Origin of the sequence: Rubeoparvulum massiliense (assembly GCF_001049895.1) — a bacterium.
GTDB lineage: Bacteria > Bacillota > Bacilli > Rubeoparvulales > Rubeoparvulaceae > Rubeoparvulum > Rubeoparvulum massiliense.
This window is the reverse complement of sequence record NZ_CVPE01000006.1, coordinates 710,300-727,612: the sequence shown is the minus strand read 5'-3', so window position 1 is coordinate 727,612 and position 17,313 is coordinate 710,300. Positions and strand designations below refer to the sequence as shown.

The following is a 17,313-nucleotide window of genomic DNA, read 5'->3' as shown; positions in this document are numbered from 1 at the left end:
AATTTTACGAGTAGCTTATACAATAGATAGAAGGAGAGGTGGGGGAAGGAAGGGAAGCGGATGCGTTGGTTGATTCATCGTGCAATGATCTGGAGTCGTAATTATTGGGGAATCTATGACATTCTCATTGAGAATGGTAAAATCGTAAAAATTGATCGTCATATCACTCCATTCAATGAATGTACTCACCTTGACGCTTCGGACTATCTCATCATGCCTGGTCGAATCAGTCATAGCATAGACTCTTACCGAAGTATTTCTGCTCCAGAGAACTGGGAGTATTATGTCCGTGCTGGTATTACAACATTATTGATCCCTCGTCTTGTGACACAGCCAGATTATGATGCGCCGCAGCGTTGGTTAGCGAGAGAGACATCTAAGCATCTTAATCTACCCTTCGACTACTATCTTTTGCCTATCTTTCCCTTAAGCGATCTCCAACCAGAGCTCATTGCTTTGTGGAAAAAAGTAAAATTTACCCATATCTACTTATTGGCAACGGAAGATCAAGTTCAACAGGGGCTTGCTCAGCTCAGGCGATATAGGCTACAATATGAGATGTTCTTTAGCATTTATCCCTCTATCAATCACCAATTGGTCTCTAACCCTAGAGGTATCAAGAGAATCCCGATGAGAGAGCAATTCGCATATGGTGTTAAGTATTTGAGCCTTCCTTATGCGTGGTTCGCACGTCTTCAGACCCATCAACTTGTAGGGCTGCTCCCATATCTCGACAAATATCAGTCCGCTTTGATTGACAAGCTTACCCGTCACCAAGTACCATACTTTTTTTATACCTCACCAGAAGAATTGTTAAACTATAATCAAACAAGATTATTAATGAAAAAAGTTGGAAACCCAAAACCTTTTACAACACTTAATCGTATACCCCATGTAGAGAGTTGGCTAACCGCATCTTCCTATCGAATTGCCCAGTATTATGGCTGGCATGGAAGAAAGGGAACCATCCGCCATGGAGCAGATGCAGATCTTCTCTTTTTTCAGCGCCCAGCCCTATTGACGAAAGGCATTTCTTCCGATAATTTACTATATGAGGAGCTTTATTTTCCACAATTTATAATGCTTCGTGGGCAATTGATTACAATGCCTGCCCCCCATTGGCCGCGGGGACAGGGAAATCTGCTATGTAGTTATTCATTTGGTAGCCATTGATCGCAACAAACTGCGCGTTCACGTGTCTATATTAGTAGAACAGTGAAAGAGACGGACAGCGCAGGAACAGGAGGTTCCTCACATGACCGATTCACAAATTGTTCGTGAGATAAAAGATGGTAATATTGAGCTATACGCTGAATTAATTCGCAGATATGAAAAAAAGATTCTCATGTTTATTCTTCATATGCTGCGTAATAGCCATGTGGAAGCCCTTGCAGAAGATTTAACGCAGGAGACTTTCTATAAGGCATTTAAAAATATTCATTCATTCCGAGACGTTGAAGCCTCCTTTTCAACTTGGCTATACACCATTGCGAGAAATACTGTACTTAGTGAACTTCGTAAAAGTAAGAATACAGAGGTTTACTTAGAAGATAACTACATACTACCAAAGGAATCTACCGACCGCCTACCTGAACAAGAGGTTCTACGATTTGAGCGTGAGGATTTAGTGCGACAGGCTATCAATAATCTACCTGAAAAACAACGAGCAGCTATTATCCTCCGAGAGTACGAACAGTTGGATTATAAGGAGATTGCTATCTTATTAAATGCCACTGTTAGTTCGGTCAAGTCGTTACTATTTCGTGCTCGAAATAGTATAAAGGATCAGTTAGAATACTATTTTGATGATAAACAGATAAAGGCGGTGAAATGATCGTAAGGAAGGGCGGAAGCCATGAAGTGTGAAGAAGTACAGGCCAAACTTCTTGATATGGAAGCAGGAAGACTTAGCGAGATAGAATGCCGTTATATCATGCATCACTTGAAGGGCTGTTTGGATTGTGCTGAGGAGCACCAAGTTATTAAGCGTAGTATGGAGTGGGTAGAGCCAGAGCACCAAGTGCACTCATCCCAGTTCTCTACGGATAACTTTATGATGGGCAATATCATGGATCGGATCCGTGAAGAGAATAAGTGGGCAGTTCCCATCACTAAAAGAAAGTTTCAACTCTCTGAGCAACTTAGAAGAGTTGGCTCCTTAATCGCAGTTCTCTTGCTGGTTACACTCTCCTTATCTTTCATGTTTATCACAGTACAAGACTCACGCGTGACCGATATTGACAAAAGCTGGGTTCAACTTTCTTGGGCTGAATCACAGGCAGACTCTTCAGCGTTGGTGGAAGAGAATTCTGTCGTTGCTAGTATTAGTGAACCCGTGGTTTATACTGTAGATCAATTCACTTCACCCATCGATTACTGGATTATTGGAACTCTATTTGGAACCACAATCATTGTCTTAGGAATGTGTTGGCTCACTAGAGTTAGTTAAAAACCGTTTGAATGAACGGTTTTTTCTGCTTTATCCCAGCACTGTAACTAATAAGGCTAGCCTATGCAGTTAGAGTAGTGTACTGCCAAGCTTTGAAAAAGAGAAACAGCTTGTTTTCCATAGAAAGGTTGAGAGATGATGGGACATTCGTTTGAAGAACAGCTGGATCAGGCTGAAAATCTGTTAATTGCTGGAGAAATAGAAGCAGGGCTTCAACAACTCGCATTATTAGAAGAGACTGAGCTAAACCATGATCAAATGCTAACTTTAGCAGAGCTCTACTATGAATTGGGACATATGGAGAAGGCAAAAAAGCTATTAGAGCCACTCATCGCTGTTGCTGATATTGATGGGCAGCTATTAATGGCAGAGATTCAATTGGATGAAGGAGAGATTGAAGATGCGTGGGCTGAACTGCTCTTGTGTAAGGAGGAGTATCCTAATCACCTTCGTCTCTTAGTCCTGCTAGCAGATACCTCGATGCTATTAGATATGCCAGAAGTCGCTTACGAGTACATCGATCATGCTCGTCAACTAGCACCCCATGATACTTCTATTCAGGATGCATGGCACTACGTTCGTACAGCTGCAGGACTAGAAATACATACGGACATGGAAACAGAAGAGCCTGAATTACTCTCTGATCAGCGCCTTGAATTAGAAGGTGATGATGCAGCCTACAGTGGTCATTTCGAAGAAGCGTTAGCCTGTTATCAGGAGTTGCTTCAACGGGATGCAAAATCGGTTACCATCCTCTATAAAGCAGGCTTTATAGCTAGTCAGTTAAAGGATTATCTTCTTGCTGAGAGCTATTTAAAAGAGGTAATTCGTCAAGATCCTGAGTACATCCAAGCGTACCGTTTATTGGGGGAGGCCTATTATCATCAACAGGATCTAGAGCAAGCTCAAACGATGTGGAATCGCTATCTCACCTATAATCCAGAAGATGCGGAGATTGCTATACAGTTACTTACCCTCTATGTTCAACAGCATCGCTATGGAGAGGCTGAATCATTAATCCATCGCTTACAGGCCGATCTTGAAGAGTATCCGCCATACTGGTACTTAGTTGGAGAACTCTATCGGGGTCAAGATAAGTGGGAAGAAGCTGCCACAGCCTATCAAGCATGTATTCAGCGCAGTAGTGATTATCAGGATGTACATTGGGCTTATGCTCGCGTGCTACAGGAGCTAGAGCAAATTCCTGAGGCAATTCAAGCAATGCGTCACCATTTATCTCTCAATCCAGAAGACAAGGTAGCATGGAAGGATATGGGATATTTATTATTGGAAAACGGTGAAGTAAGCGAAGCTATTGTGTGCTGGGAACACTCTCTCCATATCGACCCGTATCAAGAAGAGATACTTGAGATTATTCAACGCTATCAAGAAGAATAGAATGATTGTGTAGATGGACAGGGATTCTAACCCTGTCTTTTTTGATCGTAATAAATTCTGCTTTCGGAGTGAAGTTAAAAGTAATGAAAATAAAAAAAGGAAAAAAAAGAAAGGAAACGAATAGTAATGGATATAAATAACATAATTAGGGCTTGACAATGGAATTACTGCTTATTGGCTGGATTCAGCTAAAGGCTTGGCTAAAAATATGACCGAGTAGAGAAGTGGAGTGATGATTGTGAAACAGGCTGTCAGCCTGCATGAAAAAAAGGAGTTTCTACAATATTTTCTTAATCATTATACATTGAAGAAAAAAGAAGCTGCATGGTTGCTCCATTATGTCATGACTCATCATAAGCTATTAGAGAAGGTGCATTTTACGGATTACTTTGCCAATCTACCTAAGCTGATCATTATTTCCACCAACTGTGTTCATACTACCCCTTTCAAGTTCTATAAGAATAACCGAGTTACACCTAGTGTAGAGAAAGCATTTCATGATATTCGTTCCAATCCTCATGAGGAGATCTTTATCGGCTTATTCTTTAAGGATAAAGAGCATTCGAAGGAGTACTCCGCTGTATTAGAGAATCATTGGGGTTCAGTTCACCATATTGAGGATCACCCTGTCATTGAAGTGTTTGCAGAGATGGTATTAGAGAAGGCGTACTATGAAAAGCAAATGATTTGGCTGAAGGAGGCCATCGATGAAGCCCTTGATCATCGAGATGGTCAACGCTTCCATGAGCTTTCAAAGCGTTTGGCCCTTCTAGAGGCTCAAGAGATTTCAATTTTTCAATAATTTTTAGTAGGGACGGTATTGGATGAAGCTGTCCCCTTTTTATCATCAAAACCAACTCTACTGATCGCTTACTCACTAGTTTGTAAAATTTAGATAGGGGAAATCACTTCCTCCCTTAATCTACTTGACAGATATATGGAGGTAAACTATGATGGAAATGTGCAAATAGTGGTAACGTGTGCAACGTTATTATTTATAAGTAGAGAGATTGTGAAGAGTAGGGGGGAAGAGATCATGAGTGAGAAGCATCAGGACCTTTCACGGCGACAATTTTTGAATTATACCTTAACTGGCGTTGGTGGATTCATGGCAGCTGCCATGCTCACCCCAATGGTTCGCTTTGCCATTGATCCCATGTTGCGTGTAGATGCAGCAGGCGCTGATATGATTCCAACTTTGCCAATATCCGAGTTTGGTCCAGAACCCAGGGAAGTGCACTTTACTGTAAAGATCCAGGATGGCTGGTATCCCTACGAGAAAGATACCACTGCATGGGTTACTTATGACGCAGAAAAGGATGAGTTTTTGGTCCTAGACCCAACATGTAAGCATTTGGGATGTTTAATTCAATGGGACACCAATCCGAACTATGCGGGACAGTATTATTGTCCATGTCATGATGGGCGCTACTACAAGGATGGTGTGAACGTACCCAATACACCACCTAAGAAGCCACTTAATACCCATAGCTACGAAGTTCGCGAACTGAATGGTGAAAAGGTATTGTATGTTAGTGCGTGGTCGAAGGAGAGGGGGGCGTAGGAACCGATGCTTAGAAAACTATACGATTGGATCGATGAACGTCTTGATGTTACTCCATTATGGCGTGATTTTGCTGACCATGAGGTTCCTGAACATGTGAACCCAGCTCATCACTTTTCTGCATTTGTCTACTGCTTTGGTGGATTAACCTTCTTCATCGTCGTCATCCAAATTTTATCCGGCATGTTTTTATCGATGTACTTTGTTCCTGATATTAAGAATGCCTATGAATCTACCAAATATATCCAGTACCAAGTGCCATTTGGTGATATTGTTCGAGGCATGCACCATTGGGGAGCAAGTCTTGTCATTGTAATGATGTTTTTACATACGTTACGCGTTTTCTTCCAGGGCGCATATAAGAAGCCACGGGAGTTAAACTGGGTTGTTGGCGTACTTATCTTTTTTGTCATGTTAGGGTTAGGCTTTACTGGCTATCTATTACCCTTTGATCAGAAGGCGTACTTTGCAACGAAGGTTGGTGTGGAGATTGCAGGTCAGGTGCCGCTCATTGGTACCTATCTTCAAAGCCTTCTATTAGGCGGACCAATCGTAGGTGCGGTAACATTAACGCGTTTCTTTGCAATCCACGTCTTCTTCCTACCGGCTGCCTTGCTGGGTCTCTTAGCAGCCCACTTTATCATGATACGCCGTCAAGGAATCTCAGGTCCGCTATAAAATTCGGACTGAACAAAGGGAGGAAGAATGATGAGTAATCCAAAGGATGAAATTAAATACGTAGGTGATTCGCGGGTTAGGGCGAACGGCCGCCGTCCCAACATCTCGCCTTCCTATTCTGAGTACCCAGGGAAGACAGAACCATTCTGGCCCAATTTCTTACTCAAAGAATGGATGGTAGCAGTTGTTGTTTTGATGGGAATTCTAGTGTTGACTGTCGTGGCTCCCTCACCACTTGAGCCTCCAGCTAACCCAACGGATACAAGTTATATCCCATTACCAGATTGGTATTTTCTATTTCTCTATCAACTATTGAAATATCCTTGGGCATCTGGTGATTTTGTCTTAATCGGCATTCTCGTAATCCCAGGTCTAGCTTTTGGTTCGTTGCTATTGGCTCCATGGTTGGATCGTAGTCCCTACCGTCGTCCTTCACAACGACCCATTGCCACAGGGGTCATGTTATTTGCCATTGTAGCTATCTTCTATCTTACCTATCAAGGTGCCACCTCCCATGCTACAGGTGATGAAACAGCTACACCACCACCTGTGGAGGAGAATGTTGCCATTCCTGCTGATGATAGTGAACAGCCTTCTGCAACGGCACTAGATGGGGAGCAGATCCTCCTAGGGCAAGCAAGTTGTTTGAGCTGTCATGGTAATGACTTGAGTGGTACACAGATGGCTCCAGCATTAAATGATGTAGGTTCACGTCTTTCACAGGATGAGATCTATGATGTGATCAAGAATGGTCGCGCAGACACCATCATGTCCGGTGGCCTTTTCAACGGTAGCGATGATGAGCTCAAGGCCGTTGCCCAGTGGCTTTCCGAGCAAAAGTAAAGAAACATTCTTATATGAAAATCAAGTTAAAAGCTGATCGATAAAGGTCAGCTTTTTTTTATGGAATCTTTTCGTTATAATAATTCTTATATATCAGAGACGCTTAAACGGAGGAGATTATGTGAAAAGGGAAGCACCCTTAACAGGACTATGGGAATGGTTTCAGATTATCCTTGTGAGCCGACCCATTCTTATCTTATTGTTTATCATTAATTTTCTAGGTAGTATCTACGGCTTCATTTGGTATGACGGTCAGCTACAGTCTACGGAACCTACCTGGTTAAGAATCTTTGTCCCTGATTCACCAACAGCCAGTACCGCCTTTACTCTCGTGCTTTTTAGTTTTTTAGTGGGTAAGCGTAATGGTTATGTTGAGGCCTTTGCTGCAGTTACATCCTTTAAATATGGAATCTGGGCAATTGCCGCCATTCTTTGGGGTGGACAACTAGGTTCCACCATTGTCCCTGTGCAATATATGCTCATGTTCTCTCATGCTGGAATGGCCTTAGAAGCGGTGCTCTATGCCCGTTACTATATCTTTAAATCACATCATTTAGTGGCTGTAGCGATTTGGACGCTTTCCAATGATCTGTTAGATTATCTTCTGAATATCCATCCAGCAGTGGTGAAGGAATTAGAGGTATATGATCACCTGCTAGGGATCTTTACCGTCTGTTTAAGTTTAGTAAGTCTTATCTTATTTTGGTACTTGATGAAGCGAAGGAATGATGGCGAGAATGCAATTACCTCAGGACTATCATAAACGATTAGACAAGCTGTACGGCTCTATGGAGAGGGAGGAGCTATTGAATGCTCTTCAGGAGTCCCCGGTAACGGGTTTACGGATCAATCCGTTGAAAATGACAGGCAGGCAGCTAGAGGAGTATTTTGGTGATTTAATTACACCGGTTCCTTGGACATCTCTAGGTTATTATTACGGGCCTAGCCTCCAGCCTGGCAAACATCCTTTTCACCATGCTGGACTATACTATATCCAAGAGCCCAGTGCGATGGCTGTGGCAGAGCTTGTGGATCCTCAGCCAGGGGAGAAAGTGCTAGATTTATGTGCAGCTCCTGGAGGAAAGAGCACCCACCTGGCATCCATAATGAGCAATCAAGGTGTTCTCGTCTCCAATGAATATAATGCAAAGCGAGCTAAAGCCTTGGTGGAAAATGTGGAGCGTTTCGGCTTACGTAATGTACTGATTACCAACGAAACAGCAGAACGTTTAGCTCAGCATTTTCCTGCGTATTTCGATCGGATTCTCATCGACGCACCTTGTTCTGGTGAGGGGATGTTTCGTAAGGATGAAGAGGCGATTACCACCTGGAGCGAGGATAAGATCAGGCAGCTTGTTCCTATCCAAGCTGACCTTCTTCGTCAAGCCTATACAATGCTACGACCAGGGGGGATTCTTGTTTACTCCACCTGTACCTTTGCACCAGAGGAGAATGAGCGGCAGATTGAAGCCTTTCTACAAGGATATTCTCAGATGAAACTTCTTCAACTTCAGCACGTACATGGTATGGAGGGTGGAAGAACAGCGTGGACCGAATCAGGCTGGTCTGAGATTGAAAAAACGCTTCATCTTTGGCCCCACCGTCTTCGTGGTGAAGGTCATTTTGTGGCGAAGATGCAAAAGATAGAAGATGAAGAGGCCCGCTTTGAATGCTCAAAGAAAAAGGTGGGAAAACAAAATGTAGAGCAATTTCGTCGCTTTTACCAGGAGGTATTTCACCATCCTTGGTCAGAGAATGCTGGTGACTATTTTCAATTAAAGGAGCATCTTTATTGGTTACCAAAGGAGATGCCTAATTTTTCTGGCTTACATGTTTTACGCGCAGGGCTCTACTTGGGACAGCAGAAGGAAAAATATTTTCAGCCTGCACATGCCCTTGCCCTTGCATCAAGTACTAGTGAAGGAGGTCATTGTCTTCATTATCCTCAGGATGCTCTGGAGCTTAGACAGTATCTGCGAGGTGAAACCCTAGCTGGGGAAGGAAATCGTGGATGGATTCTCATCACAGTGGATGGATATCCCATCGGTTGGGGGAAGGAAAGCCAGCAGCAAGTAAAAAACCATTATCCCAAAGGTTTACGAACCATGGGTTTATAATATTTAGGAATATGTAGGAATTAATCTAACATGATTGAAAGGATAAGGTGAAGCATTAATGATTTTCGACGCAACCATGATCTTAATTATTCCAGCCATTCTTCTGTCACTCTATGCCCAGTTTAAAGTACAGAGTGCCTATGGGAAGTATTCAAAAATCGGTAGCACCAGTGGCATGCGCGGTGTAGATGTAGCCCGGCAGATTCTGCAATCCAATGGTGTCTATAATGTAGATGTGGAAGTGACCCAGGGACGGTTAACCGACCACTATGATCCCATTGCGAAGAAAGTGCGTTTATCAGAAGAGAATTACTACGGGAATTCATTGGCAGCCATCGCCGTATCTGCCCATGAATGTGGTCATGCTATGCAAGATGCACAAGGCTATGCATTTCTCCGTTTCCGTCATGCGATTTTCCCAGTGGTGAATATTGCCTCACAGGCAGCGTTCCCTTTGATTCTCCTCGGTTTCTTCTTTAGCAACACTTTTCTTTTGTTGGGAATCATTTTCTTTCTGGTGACTGTTATCTTTCAAGCGGTTACTCTACCGGTAGAATTTAATGCAAGCTCTCGTGCCCTTACGCAGATTCAACAGCTCGGCATTGTAACTGGAGGTCGCGAACAGGATGGTGCACGCAACGTCTTAACTGCTGCTGCTTTAACCTATGTAGCTGCCGCATTAACCGCTGTTCTAGAATTGCTCAGATTAATCCTGATTTTTACTAATCGTGAAGAGTAAATTTTCAATGGGATGGTTCATTAACTCACAAAAACAAAGTCGAGATGAGGAAGCTGTAGATTCCTCATCTCGACTTTTATAATAAAACTCATGTCGAAAAATAATTTTAGTAAAATAAGTAAATTATGGAGGAAAAAGATACAATGTGACGAATAGAAATTGTACATCACTAGGCTCATATAAAAAAACAAATATTTTGGAGGTGAAGGTGATGATAGTTCAAAGAGAGGGGAGTAAACGACGATGTGGTCCATGGAGCATGTAGTGGAGCGGTGCATCCAAGAAGCAGCTGCATGGTTTGCCAGTGATATTCATTTTGACCCCACGCCAACATCGCTGGATATTCGTTTTCGGATCGCAGGGCAATTGATGATGTATCAGGAATTACCTTTAGAATATAAGGATAAGCTGATCACCTATCTGAAACTTCAATCAGATATGGATATTGGTGAACGCCGAAGACCCCAGGATGGTCGCTTTACGAGTACAGTTAACGCACTAGGTACCATCGAGTGCCGTACCTCCTCATTACCTACTTTACACGGAGAACGTCTTGTTCTACGCCTTCATGGTACACAGAAACAGTTTGATTCTCTTCAGCAACTGGGCATGTTACCAGTGCAGGAACAGATGGTAGAACGGTTTCTCCATGCCTCTCACGGATTAATTCTTATTACTGGACCCACTGGCAGTGGTAAGACCACCACCATTTATACTTTACTTCAACCTTTATTACAAGAACGAAAGAATATCATCTCCCTAGAAGACCCTGTTGAATATCCTGTGGCGGGTATTCACCAAGTAGTGATGGAAACACGACATGGTTTTTCCTATGCAGAAGGACTGCGTGCTCTGTTACGACAAGATCCTGATGTAATTGTAGTGGGAGAGATCCGAGATGAAGCCACAGCACATATGGTCATCCGTGCTTCGTTAACAGGTCACCTTGTATTATCAACGATGCATACCTCTAGTACCATTGGTGCATTGATGCGCTTACGTGAATTAGGCATATCGCCTGCTTTAATCAGTAATGCATGTATTGGGATCATTGCGCAACGCTTACAGCCCATCCCCTGTCGTCATCACACTTCACCAGAATGTCCCCACTGTAAAGGAACAGGTGTCAATGGAAGAAGGGCCATCTTCGAAGTCTTAGAAGTGAAACCTGAGCTATTTGATTATATGGTGAATGATGCCTTATATCACCGACTACATCAATGGTTAGGACAAAATTCTGATTTTCTCAGTCTTGATGATGTTGCCAATCTTCTTCCGGATCACAGTGATGCTGTTGAGCAGTTAGTCTTACCACTTCAGCTGGCTGGAGAATAGGGATGAAAATAAGGCGATTTTCATTACTTATACCTCGTTCAAGCATAAAATGGCAGGATGAGCAGCTACTTCGAATCGCAAGTCATTTTTCATTTCTTTTAACTGCAGGTCTTCCACTATTAACGGCTTTGGATTCGATGCTCAAGCGGGAAAGTAGAAGTATGAAGAAACGTCTCACCAGTTTGCGCCATCACCTTCAGCAAGGACATAGTCTATCTGAGGCCTTTCAACAGCTAGGTTTACCTTCCTTTTTCCTCTTCTGCTTGCGGATGGCCGAGATGCATGGTGATTATGCCCAAGCTTTTCAGACCATCGAAAAATACTATCAGGAACGGATCCAAATGAAGGAGGAAAGGCGCCAATTACTGCGTTATCCTCTCATTCTATTGACATTTATTCTCCTTACTTTTCTCTTCTTTCTTCTAATTCTACTTCCCCGGCTTTCCTCTTTTTATGCTTCATTTCATGTTCCACTTCCTCCCCTCGTTCAGTCGATTCTGCAATGGACAGAGTGGCTATCCTCAAACGGTTGGATTTATCTACTACTATCCTCATTCCTGTTCGTTCTCCTCTTTGGTTGGCTTATACGACGAGACCAGCTCTGGTTTACGCGCTGGATGAACTCCTCTTGGTTTCCCCTTCATTCCTTCTTTCAAAGTCGATTTACCCTCTTCTTTACTCGCGCTCTCTCCATCCTCTTACAAGCAGGTATTCCGATTTTACAAGCGATTCGCGAAATGATCTTGAGCACCCCGAATCGTTGGACAATCCCGATCCTTCAACAGATCGAGGAGCAGCTTTTGCAGGGGAAGCGTTTGACGGAAACTTTAGAGCACTGTGCTTTTATCACAGATGAGTGTGCAGTTGTTGTGGCTATTGCTGAGGAGGGAGGTGGTGTAGGAGATCAATTGCATCGCTATGGTCACTTGCTCCAAGTACAACAACGAAAAAACTGGGAAAGAAGATTGCAGTGGCTGCAGCCTGTGCTCTTCCTCTTATTGGGAGCCGTCATTCTCATCATGTTTTCGCTGCTTTTTCAACCAATGTTTGGCTTTCTTCAACGCTTGTAAAAGAAGCATATGCAAGGAATTAAAAAATCAAATGGAAAGGATGTTTAAGCAATGAGTTTTAATCCGATTAAATGGTCTAAAAAACTGAAGGATGCTCAACGTGGCTTTACATTGATTGAGATGCTGATCGTATTACTTATCATTGGGATTATTGTGGCAGTAGCTTTGCCTGATTTTCAAAAGGCAACAGCAGGGGCGAAGGAAAAGGTATGTCAGGCTAGTGCAAAAACATTAGAGATGCAATTGTTGCAGTACCATTTTGAACATGGAGAATTTCCAGAGCCTATTAAGCTAGAGAGTGGGGTGTTGGTACCGGAGAAGGTGGTAGAACTCATCCAATGGCTCTTAGCAAATGGTTACCTTCGCGATGATGGAAGCTTCACAGGTGATCAATTTGCTTTCATCATTGAATTGACACCAGATAAAGGTGAAGCCACAGTGCGTTGCCCTGAGGTGGGTGGGGCTGGTGGTGGAACACCGTAATCGCTGGTTCCATGAAGAAGCCCAAGCTGAACAAGGCTCTTCGTTACTAGAGGTTCTTGTTGCTATGCAGATTCTTGCTGTGTTACTCATGGTCTTGATTCCATGGGTGAAGGAACCCTATGAGGATTGGCTACTCAAGCGCTTTTTAGCGGAACTGGAAGAGGATCTCCAGACCTTGCCCCTAATTGCCTTGAGTGAACGAGGATTCTTTGATATTGCTTTTCTAGAGGAACGCTACTTCATTTATAGCTGGAAGGATGGGGTGATCCGTTCAGTTACCTACCCGAAACTGATCCGTTTTGTTCGTCTAGATTCCTATCCAGGAAATAATATCATCCGCTTTTCCCAGAGGGGGACTGCTTCCCGTGGAGGGACCATATGTATCGCAACGAAGAAGGGAATTCATCATAGCTTTGTCTTTACACTGGATACAGGCAAAGCTCGCTATAAAAAAGGTTGTGTCTAGGGTGATGGTACAGATAATAAGGCAGGTAACTAAGTAGGGAGTTAGACAGGTCATGAGATGGAAAACGAGAAGGATCATGAGAGGGCTTAGTACTCATCGCGAGGGAGGATTTTTTACTTTGGAAGTGCTGATGGTCATCTGGCTTCTTAGCTGGATTGTGGTGGAGTATAGCATGATCTATCAAGAGGTTGCACAGATTCATTATCGCCAGCGAGAAGAATCGCTGCTGCTAGCGAGGATAAATAGTCTGCTAGAAGAGGCTCGCCATGATTTTCATACTGATGTCTGGGATGGAGAAGAAGAAGGGTGGTTTGAGGAGTTTGGAACCAGTGAACGTTGGTACCATAAACGGAAGGTTTATTCAGTAGGTAACGGTCTCTATCGCCTAGAAGTGGCAATCGAAGGAGAGCGAGAAGCTTATGATTTGCAGACATTCATTTTTCTCCCACCACCGTTGGAAGAGCATGATGGGGGAGCGGGGCTCCATCTTGCTACAGCTGGTCTTCGCCATGCTATTCCTTAGCATGCTGATGCTTTATATATTCCCCTATGTAATGAGCTGGCATCACCAGCTTCAGGAGATGGAGATCCATCATTATCTACAACGGGACGCTGTCTATCTTTCCTGGTACCTTGGTGAACTAATCCGTAGAGCAGATTCAGTCTCGTTAATTACTAATGGATTTCAGGTATGTGAGAGTGAAGAACGTTGTGTTCAAGTGGAGAGGTATACCAATCATTATGGTGGGAGTGGCTTACTAAAAATGCTACGTAAGCGTATCAATTGGCAAGGTCACTCGGTACTTTCTTATTACACCTCGAATATGCATGTCAGCATCGAAGGAGAGCTTGTGCAAATTCACCTGCTTCTTGAACGTGGAGGGGTGACGGTTTCACATTACTTCACGGTGGAATTACGTAAGGTGAAGGGGGAGATGGCTAAGTATTGAAGCGAAGTTGTGGGATTAAATATTACCTATCCAATGAAGCTGGCGTTGCCTTTCCACTTTTTCTTTTCATTCTCCTCTTTTTATCCATCCTTGCCTTGCATACGCTGACGATGCTCGGTGAGTACCAAGGGATGCTACAGCTTCAATGGGAGGGCATACGTGATCGCTATGCAACAGAAGGGATGATCGCCTGGGCTGAGCAGCACATCTTTTTTGAAGAAGCCATTGAGCAGCCTATCATTCAAGAGATCAATGGCCGAGAAGCCAAATTGGTGATGTTCTATTCTGATGAGGAGATGATCTGTTTTCGTGCAGTAGCCAGTGGAGGTGGAAGTAGACGGCAATTGGTGGAAAGCTGTTTTACGCTCCCTACGAAGGATATGATAATATGGAGGGAGTATGAGACGGGCATGTTCGAAGGGAATAGATAAGATGGAGGCGAAGCAGCTAATGAAGAAGCCAGTTGTTCTCATTGGTTTTATGGGTAGTGGGAAAAGCAGCATTGGCAAACAGGTAGCGCTGCTCTGTGGGAGAGAGTTTATCGATCTGGATCAGCGCATTGTCCTGGAAACGAGCATGAGTATTCCTCAGATTTTCGCCGAGCAGGGGGAGCCCTACTTTCGTCAACTGGAACGCTCCATCCTCCAAAAATCCTTAGAGCAAGCAGATACAATCATTGCTACCGGTGGGGGTGTGGTTCTCCAAGAAGCTAATCGTCTGCTGCTCCAGCGAACTAGCTGGGTCTTCAATCTTATCACTTCCCCAGCAGCCATCTTCCAGCGACTGTGTAAGGATCGAAGTCGCCCCCTCCTCCTCGATGCAACAGGACAAGTCTCCTATGAGCGTGTTGAAGCAATATGGAGAGAACGGCAACCTTATTATCGCTGGGCACCATGGCAGATTGTGAATGAAGGACGATCTAAGGAAGAAGTGGTCGAGGAAATCGTACAGTTGATTCGCCTGAATGTCGTTTTCGACTCCTCCACAACAGAAGAAGGCTAGGTATAGGTTGAGGGTGATTGAGCCATCCTAGAGGGTAGATGATCCTGAAGAGGGGGGATGATGCTCATCGCTTCTCAAGATTTATTACGCTACGTAACAGAACAATTGGTTCGCTACATGGAGAACCCGAAGAAGCTACGGAAAGAAGTAAAAGCAGCAAAGGAACCTTGGCAACTCCGTTGGTTTGGTCAGATTCCTACCAGCCTATATCTAATTCGCGTAAAGAAACAAAAAGCACCCATCATCGATGAGCAAGAGCCTGAAGAAGGCTGAATAGAGACCAGCAAGATTTCATTGGAGATCAGGCTGGTCTCTTTCCATATAGAAGGAGCCCCCTAATTGTAGAAGGTAAGCGTATGAAAGATAGCGTTTGCCTTCATCTTCTAAGGCAATAAAGGTCTCGCCGGTGGACCAATGATGATAACCACTCACGCGATAGGGTGCTAGGAGTTTTTTATTAAAGAGCTGTGTTACGTAGGTTATCCGTGGTGTACCCGCTTCTTGTAGAAGAGCTTTAATCTGATCGGCACTATTTAGTGCAACCCGATCACTTTCCACAGACCAGTAGATGGAATAGTAAGGATCTGTGAAGAAGGGGTCACTCTCTGTTCCTTGTATGGCATACCACTCCTGAAGATGTGTGGTGGAAGTCAATTGTGAAGTGGGCTGCGTATAACGGAAAGAACTACTACGCTTGAACCATTCTACAGGGTACTCCTCACCACTTTTTCCATTGAGATAGTAGATGGTTGCTTGTTTCTTATCAGTACCTCGTTCCTTTTTCCCTTTTTTCTGATCACTAAGCTGAAGTAGGAAGAGGGATTCTAAACCATGGTATGCATAAGTGATCTGTCCATCTTTACGCTGTAACCCTTTTGGAAGGAGCTGATGTGAGAAGAGAGGATATTCTCCCAATCCATATTCTAATAGGACCCAAGGGTGGTCTTCCTCTTTCAGGAGAACACTCTGTTTTATCCCGATGACCATATATCCCACGATCTTGTTGTCTAGCGATAATGTGATGAGCCACTGGTGGGTATTGGGGCCCATGGCTACCTTTTCCCACTTGGCATGCTCCCAGCTGGTAAATGCCGGATCTCTTTGGATTTCGGTGCGCCAGCGCTCAATCTCTTCAACTAATCGCTCTCCACCTGCTTCCGTATAAAGAGAGGTGACCATCAACATGAGTAGCATCGTGCCAACGATAAATCCTTGGAGTACTCTGTTCCAGAACTGATGGGTCCACTTACTATCCATTGGCATACTCCTTTCCAAATGCTGCTTCCATTTTATCTAGCCTTCGTTGCAATGTCTGTTCTTTTCTGTCAACTAGTCATAGCTAGTTTTGACGGGAATTCTCGATATTTCTTGGATAATCTTGAAGATAGTAAATCCCAATCTGCATGGGGATGATCTGAATCTCCGGCTGGTATTGCCAGTGCAATTCATTGATACGTTGCTCCCATTCCATGACGAGGTTCTTTTCTTCCTCCTCATCCTCAGCCATGGTAATCAAATCCTCGTAATAGGCTTCTAGCTGTTCTTTTTCGTGGTGAAATCGTTGTAAGGCTCGATCTGCCCACTCTTTTGGTTCTGTTTTAATCTGATGAAGGAGCAGCTCCTGCATGCGGAGGAGGCTGGACTCGAACCCGAAGATGGGACGGAGCAGATAGTGAAAAGGTGGCATACTCATTTGGAGCGCACGCTTTTGTAGCAGTGAGCAGAATGAGTCCATCACTTCGCCAGTTAAACCATTACAGCCAAGAGAGAAATACGTTTCTTTCGTGCGATCACACTTGTAGAGAACCTTTCCATTAATCCCTAACCATGGTGTAAGCGGTGAAGGTTGTTCAGGTACCCATTCCTCATACAGACGTGTCATCTGTCCACGTCGCTGACATGAACGAAAGATTCGATACAGCAGGGGAGAACCGATGGAGATTCGGTCGCCCTCTACACCTGCTGGTGTTTGCTCCTCATCGGTGACAAGTGTCAAGCGATGTGTCTGCGGTGTTCCTTGAATAGATTCAATATAGCTCCAGTAAAAGGGACGATGAAAGAGATCCTTATCGATCTCTTCACATAATTGAACCTCCACATGGCCAGAAGATTGAGATTGAAGCTGGCATTGGAATAAGGAAAAGTAACGTGATAAAAACTGATGGAGCTCCTGCTTGGTCATAGTACCCTTCCTTTTTCTCTGCAATATTCTGAGTCCA

22 protein-coding genes are annotated in these 17,313 nt (G+C 43.8%); 20 read left to right on the top strand and 2 right to left on the bottom strand.

Going from position 1 to position 17,313, the window contains the following annotated elements:
- Window positions 1–60: 60 nt before the first annotated feature.
- From BN1691_RS11300 to BN1691_RS11205, 20 genes are all read left to right on the top strand, one after another.
- Window positions 61–1,173 carry a hypothetical protein gene (locus BN1691_RS11300; protein ID WP_048602312.1) on the top strand — a complete coding sequence of 371 codons (1,113 nt, stop codon included), beginning with the start codon at window positions 61–63 and terminating at the stop codon, window positions 1,171–1,173.
- Window positions 1,174–1,255: 82 nt separating this feature from the next.
- Window positions 1,256–1,834 carry an RNA polymerase sigma factor gene (locus BN1691_RS11295; RefSeq protein WP_048602311.1) on the top strand — a complete coding sequence of 193 codons (579 nt, stop codon included), beginning with the start codon at window positions 1,256–1,258 and terminating at the stop codon, window positions 1,832–1,834.
- A gap of 21 nt (window positions 1,835–1,855) precedes the next feature.
- On the top strand, window positions 1,856–2,449 hold the full coding sequence (locus BN1691_RS11290) for a zf-HC2 domain-containing protein (RefSeq protein WP_048602310.1): 594 nt from the start codon (window positions 1,856–1,858) through the stop codon (window positions 2,447–2,449).
- Between the two features lie 138 nt (window positions 2,450–2,587).
- Window positions 2,588–3,847, top strand: coding sequence for a tetratricopeptide repeat protein (locus BN1691_RS11285; RefSeq protein WP_048602309.1), 1,260 nt, complete (start codon window positions 2,588–2,590; stop codon window positions 3,845–3,847).
- A 232-nt stretch (window positions 3,848–4,079) separates the two neighbouring features.
- Entirely contained in the window at window positions 4,080–4,649 is a 570-nt protein-coding gene (locus tag BN1691_RS11280; protein ID WP_048602308.1) for a YpiB family protein, read from the top strand.
- A gap of 234 nt (window positions 4,650–4,883) precedes the next feature.
- Window positions 4,884–5,411, top strand: a complete 528-nt coding sequence (locus BN1691_RS11275; RefSeq protein WP_048602307.1) for a ubiquinol-cytochrome c reductase iron-sulfur subunit — start codon at window positions 4,884–4,886, stop codon at window positions 5,409–5,411.
- A gap of 6 nt (window positions 5,412–5,417) precedes the next feature.
- The gene (qcrB, locus tag BN1691_RS11270) at window positions 5,418–6,089 is read left to right on the top strand and encodes a menaquinol-cytochrome c reductase cytochrome b subunit (RefSeq protein WP_048602306.1); all 672 of its coding nucleotides are present in this window, start codon (window positions 5,418–5,420) and stop codon (window positions 6,087–6,089) included.
- 30 nt (window positions 6,090–6,119) lie between these two features.
- A complete protein-coding gene (locus tag BN1691_RS11265; protein ID WP_048602305.1) occupies window positions 6,120–6,932 on the top strand; it encodes a menaquinol-cytochrome c reductase cytochrome b/c subunit in 813 nt (270 codons plus the stop codon).
- Between the two features lie 121 nt (window positions 6,933–7,053).
- Complete coding sequence (locus BN1691_RS11260; RefSeq protein ID WP_053083756.1) at window positions 7,054–7,695, top strand: DUF1405 domain-containing protein; 642 nt, start codon at window positions 7,054–7,056, stop codon at window positions 7,693–7,695.
- The gene (locus BN1691_RS11255) at window positions 7,658–9,049 is read left to right on the top strand and encodes an RsmB/NOP family class I SAM-dependent RNA methyltransferase (protein WP_231638399.1); all 1,392 of its coding nucleotides are present in this window, start codon (window positions 7,658–7,660) and stop codon (window positions 9,047–9,049) included. Before BN1691_RS11260 ends, BN1691_RS11255 begins: the two co-directional genes overlap by 38 nt.
- Before the next feature lie 58 nt (window positions 9,050–9,107).
- The gene (locus tag BN1691_RS11250) at window positions 9,108–9,788 is read left to right on the top strand and encodes a zinc metallopeptidase (RefSeq protein ID WP_082147135.1); all 681 of its coding nucleotides are present in this window, start codon (window positions 9,108–9,110) and stop codon (window positions 9,786–9,788) included.
- A gap of 243 nt (window positions 9,789–10,031) precedes the next feature.
- Window positions 10,032–11,123, top strand: a complete 1,092-nt coding sequence (locus tag BN1691_RS11245; protein ID WP_048602303.1) for a GspE/PulE family protein — start codon at window positions 10,032–10,034, stop codon at window positions 11,121–11,123.
- A gap of 2 nt (window positions 11,124–11,125) precedes the next feature.
- The gene (locus BN1691_RS11240; RefSeq protein ID WP_048602302.1) at window positions 11,126–12,193 is read left to right on the top strand and encodes a type II secretion system F family protein; all 1,068 of its coding nucleotides are present in this window, start codon (window positions 11,126–11,128) and stop codon (window positions 12,191–12,193) included.
- Between the two features lie 51 nt (window positions 12,194–12,244).
- On the top strand, window positions 12,245–12,676 hold the full coding sequence (locus tag BN1691_RS11235) for a prepilin-type N-terminal cleavage/methylation domain-containing protein (RefSeq protein ID WP_048602301.1): 432 nt from the start codon (window positions 12,245–12,247) through the stop codon (window positions 12,674–12,676).
- Window positions 12,663–13,142, top strand: a complete 480-nt coding sequence (locus tag BN1691_RS11230) for a prepilin-type N-terminal cleavage/methylation domain-containing protein (RefSeq protein ID WP_147545858.1) — start codon at window positions 12,663–12,665, stop codon at window positions 13,140–13,142. The genes BN1691_RS11235 and BN1691_RS11230 overlap by 14 nt, the downstream gene beginning before the upstream one ends.
- Window positions 13,143–13,260: 118 nt before the next feature.
- Window positions 13,261–13,665 (top strand): hypothetical protein, encoded by a 405-nt coding sequence (locus BN1691_RS11225; RefSeq protein WP_048602299.1) that lies wholly within the window; start codon window positions 13,261–13,263, stop codon window positions 13,663–13,665.
- Window positions 13,610–14,092 carry a hypothetical protein gene (locus BN1691_RS11220; protein ID WP_147545855.1) on the top strand — a complete coding sequence of 161 codons (483 nt, stop codon included), beginning with the start codon at window positions 13,610–13,612 and terminating at the stop codon, window positions 14,090–14,092. The genes BN1691_RS11225 and BN1691_RS11220 overlap by 56 nt, the downstream gene beginning before the upstream one ends.
- Window positions 14,089–14,523 (top strand): hypothetical protein, encoded by a 435-nt coding sequence (locus tag BN1691_RS11215; protein ID WP_048602297.1) that lies wholly within the window; start codon window positions 14,089–14,091, stop codon window positions 14,521–14,523. The genes BN1691_RS11220 and BN1691_RS11215 overlap by 4 nt, the downstream gene beginning before the upstream one ends.
- A 19-nt stretch (window positions 14,524–14,542) precedes the next feature.
- Window positions 14,543–15,094: a shikimate kinase gene (locus BN1691_RS11210; RefSeq protein WP_076850221.1), complete on the top strand. Its 552-nt coding sequence runs from the start codon at window positions 14,543–14,545 to the stop codon at window positions 15,092–15,094.
- A gap of 60 nt (window positions 15,095–15,154) precedes the next feature.
- Window positions 15,155–15,367 carry a YqzE family protein gene (locus BN1691_RS11205; RefSeq protein WP_048602295.1) on the top strand — a complete coding sequence of 71 codons (213 nt, stop codon included), beginning with the start codon at window positions 15,155–15,157 and terminating at the stop codon, window positions 15,365–15,367.
- 18 nt (window positions 15,368–15,385) lie between these two features.
- Here the strand turns inward: BN1691_RS11205 and BN1691_RS11200 are convergent, their stop codons facing one another.
- Together BN1691_RS11200 and BN1691_RS11195 are read right to left on the bottom strand one after the other, a co-directional pair.
- Window positions 15,386–16,351 carry a hypothetical protein gene (locus BN1691_RS11200; protein ID WP_048602294.1) on the bottom strand — a complete coding sequence of 322 codons (966 nt, stop codon included), beginning with the start codon at window positions 16,349–16,351 and terminating at the stop codon, window positions 15,386–15,388.
- 82 nt (window positions 16,352–16,433) lie between these two features.
- On the bottom strand, window positions 16,434–17,276 hold the full coding sequence (locus BN1691_RS11195) for a YqhG family protein (RefSeq protein WP_048602293.1): 843 nt from the start codon (window positions 17,274–17,276) through the stop codon (window positions 16,434–16,436).
- Window positions 17,277–17,313: the final 37 nt, after the last annotated feature.

What these genes read in the sequence shown, in the direction of transcription:
- BN1691_RS11300 (WP_048602312.1), top strand. Translation starts at nt 61, where the DNA reads ATGCGTTGGTTGATTCATCGTGCAATGATCTGGAGTCGTAATTATTGG.
- BN1691_RS11295 (WP_048602311.1), top strand. Translation starts at nt 1,256, where the DNA reads ATGACCGATTCACAAATTGTTCGTGAGATAAAAGATGGTAATATTGAG.
- BN1691_RS11290 (WP_048602310.1), top strand. Translation starts at nt 1,856, where the DNA reads ATGAAGTGTGAAGAAGTACAGGCCAAACTTCTTGATATGGAAGCAGGA.
- BN1691_RS11285 (WP_048602309.1), top strand. Translation starts at nt 2,588, where the DNA reads ATGGGACATTCGTTTGAAGAACAGCTGGATCAGGCTGAAAATCTGTTA.
- BN1691_RS11280 (WP_048602308.1), top strand. Translation starts at nt 4,080, where the DNA reads ATGATTGTGAAACAGGCTGTCAGCCTGCATGAAAAAAAGGAGTTTCTA.
- BN1691_RS11275 (WP_048602307.1), top strand. Translation starts at nt 4,884, where the DNA reads ATGAGTGAGAAGCATCAGGACCTTTCACGGCGACAATTTTTGAATTAT.
- qcrB (WP_048602306.1), top strand. Translation starts at nt 5,418, where the DNA reads ATGCTTAGAAAACTATACGATTGGATCGATGAACGTCTTGATGTTACT.
- BN1691_RS11265 (WP_048602305.1), top strand. Translation starts at nt 6,120, where the DNA reads ATGAGTAATCCAAAGGATGAAATTAAATACGTAGGTGATTCGCGGGTT.
- BN1691_RS11255 (WP_231638399.1), top strand. Translation starts at nt 7,658, where the DNA reads ATGATGGCGAGAATGCAATTACCTCAGGACTATCATAAACGATTAGAC.
- BN1691_RS11250 (WP_082147135.1), top strand. Translation starts at nt 9,108, where the DNA reads ATGATTTTCGACGCAACCATGATCTTAATTATTCCAGCCATTCTTCTG.
- BN1691_RS11245 (WP_048602303.1), top strand. Translation starts at nt 10,032, where the DNA reads ATGTGGTCCATGGAGCATGTAGTGGAGCGGTGCATCCAAGAAGCAGCT.
- BN1691_RS11240 (WP_048602302.1), top strand. Translation starts at nt 11,126, where the DNA reads ATGAAAATAAGGCGATTTTCATTACTTATACCTCGTTCAAGCATAAAA.
- BN1691_RS11235 (WP_048602301.1), top strand. Translation starts at nt 12,245, where the DNA reads ATGAGTTTTAATCCGATTAAATGGTCTAAAAAACTGAAGGATGCTCAA.
- BN1691_RS11220 (WP_147545855.1), top strand. Translation starts at nt 13,610, where the DNA reads ATGGGGGAGCGGGGCTCCATCTTGCTACAGCTGGTCTTCGCCATGCTA.
- BN1691_RS11210 (WP_076850221.1), top strand. Translation starts at nt 14,543, where the DNA reads ATGAAGAAGCCAGTTGTTCTCATTGGTTTTATGGGTAGTGGGAAAAGC.
- BN1691_RS11205 (WP_048602295.1), top strand. Translation starts at nt 15,155, where the DNA reads ATGCTCATCGCTTCTCAAGATTTATTACGCTACGTAACAGAACAATTG.
- BN1691_RS11200 (WP_048602294.1), bottom strand. Translation starts at nt 16,351, where the DNA reads ATGGATAGTAAGTGGACCCATCAGTTCTGGAACAGAGTACTCCAAGGA.
- BN1691_RS11195 (WP_048602293.1), bottom strand. Translation starts at nt 17,276, where the DNA reads ATGACCAAGCAGGAGCTCCATCAGTTTTTATCACGTTACTTTTCCTTA.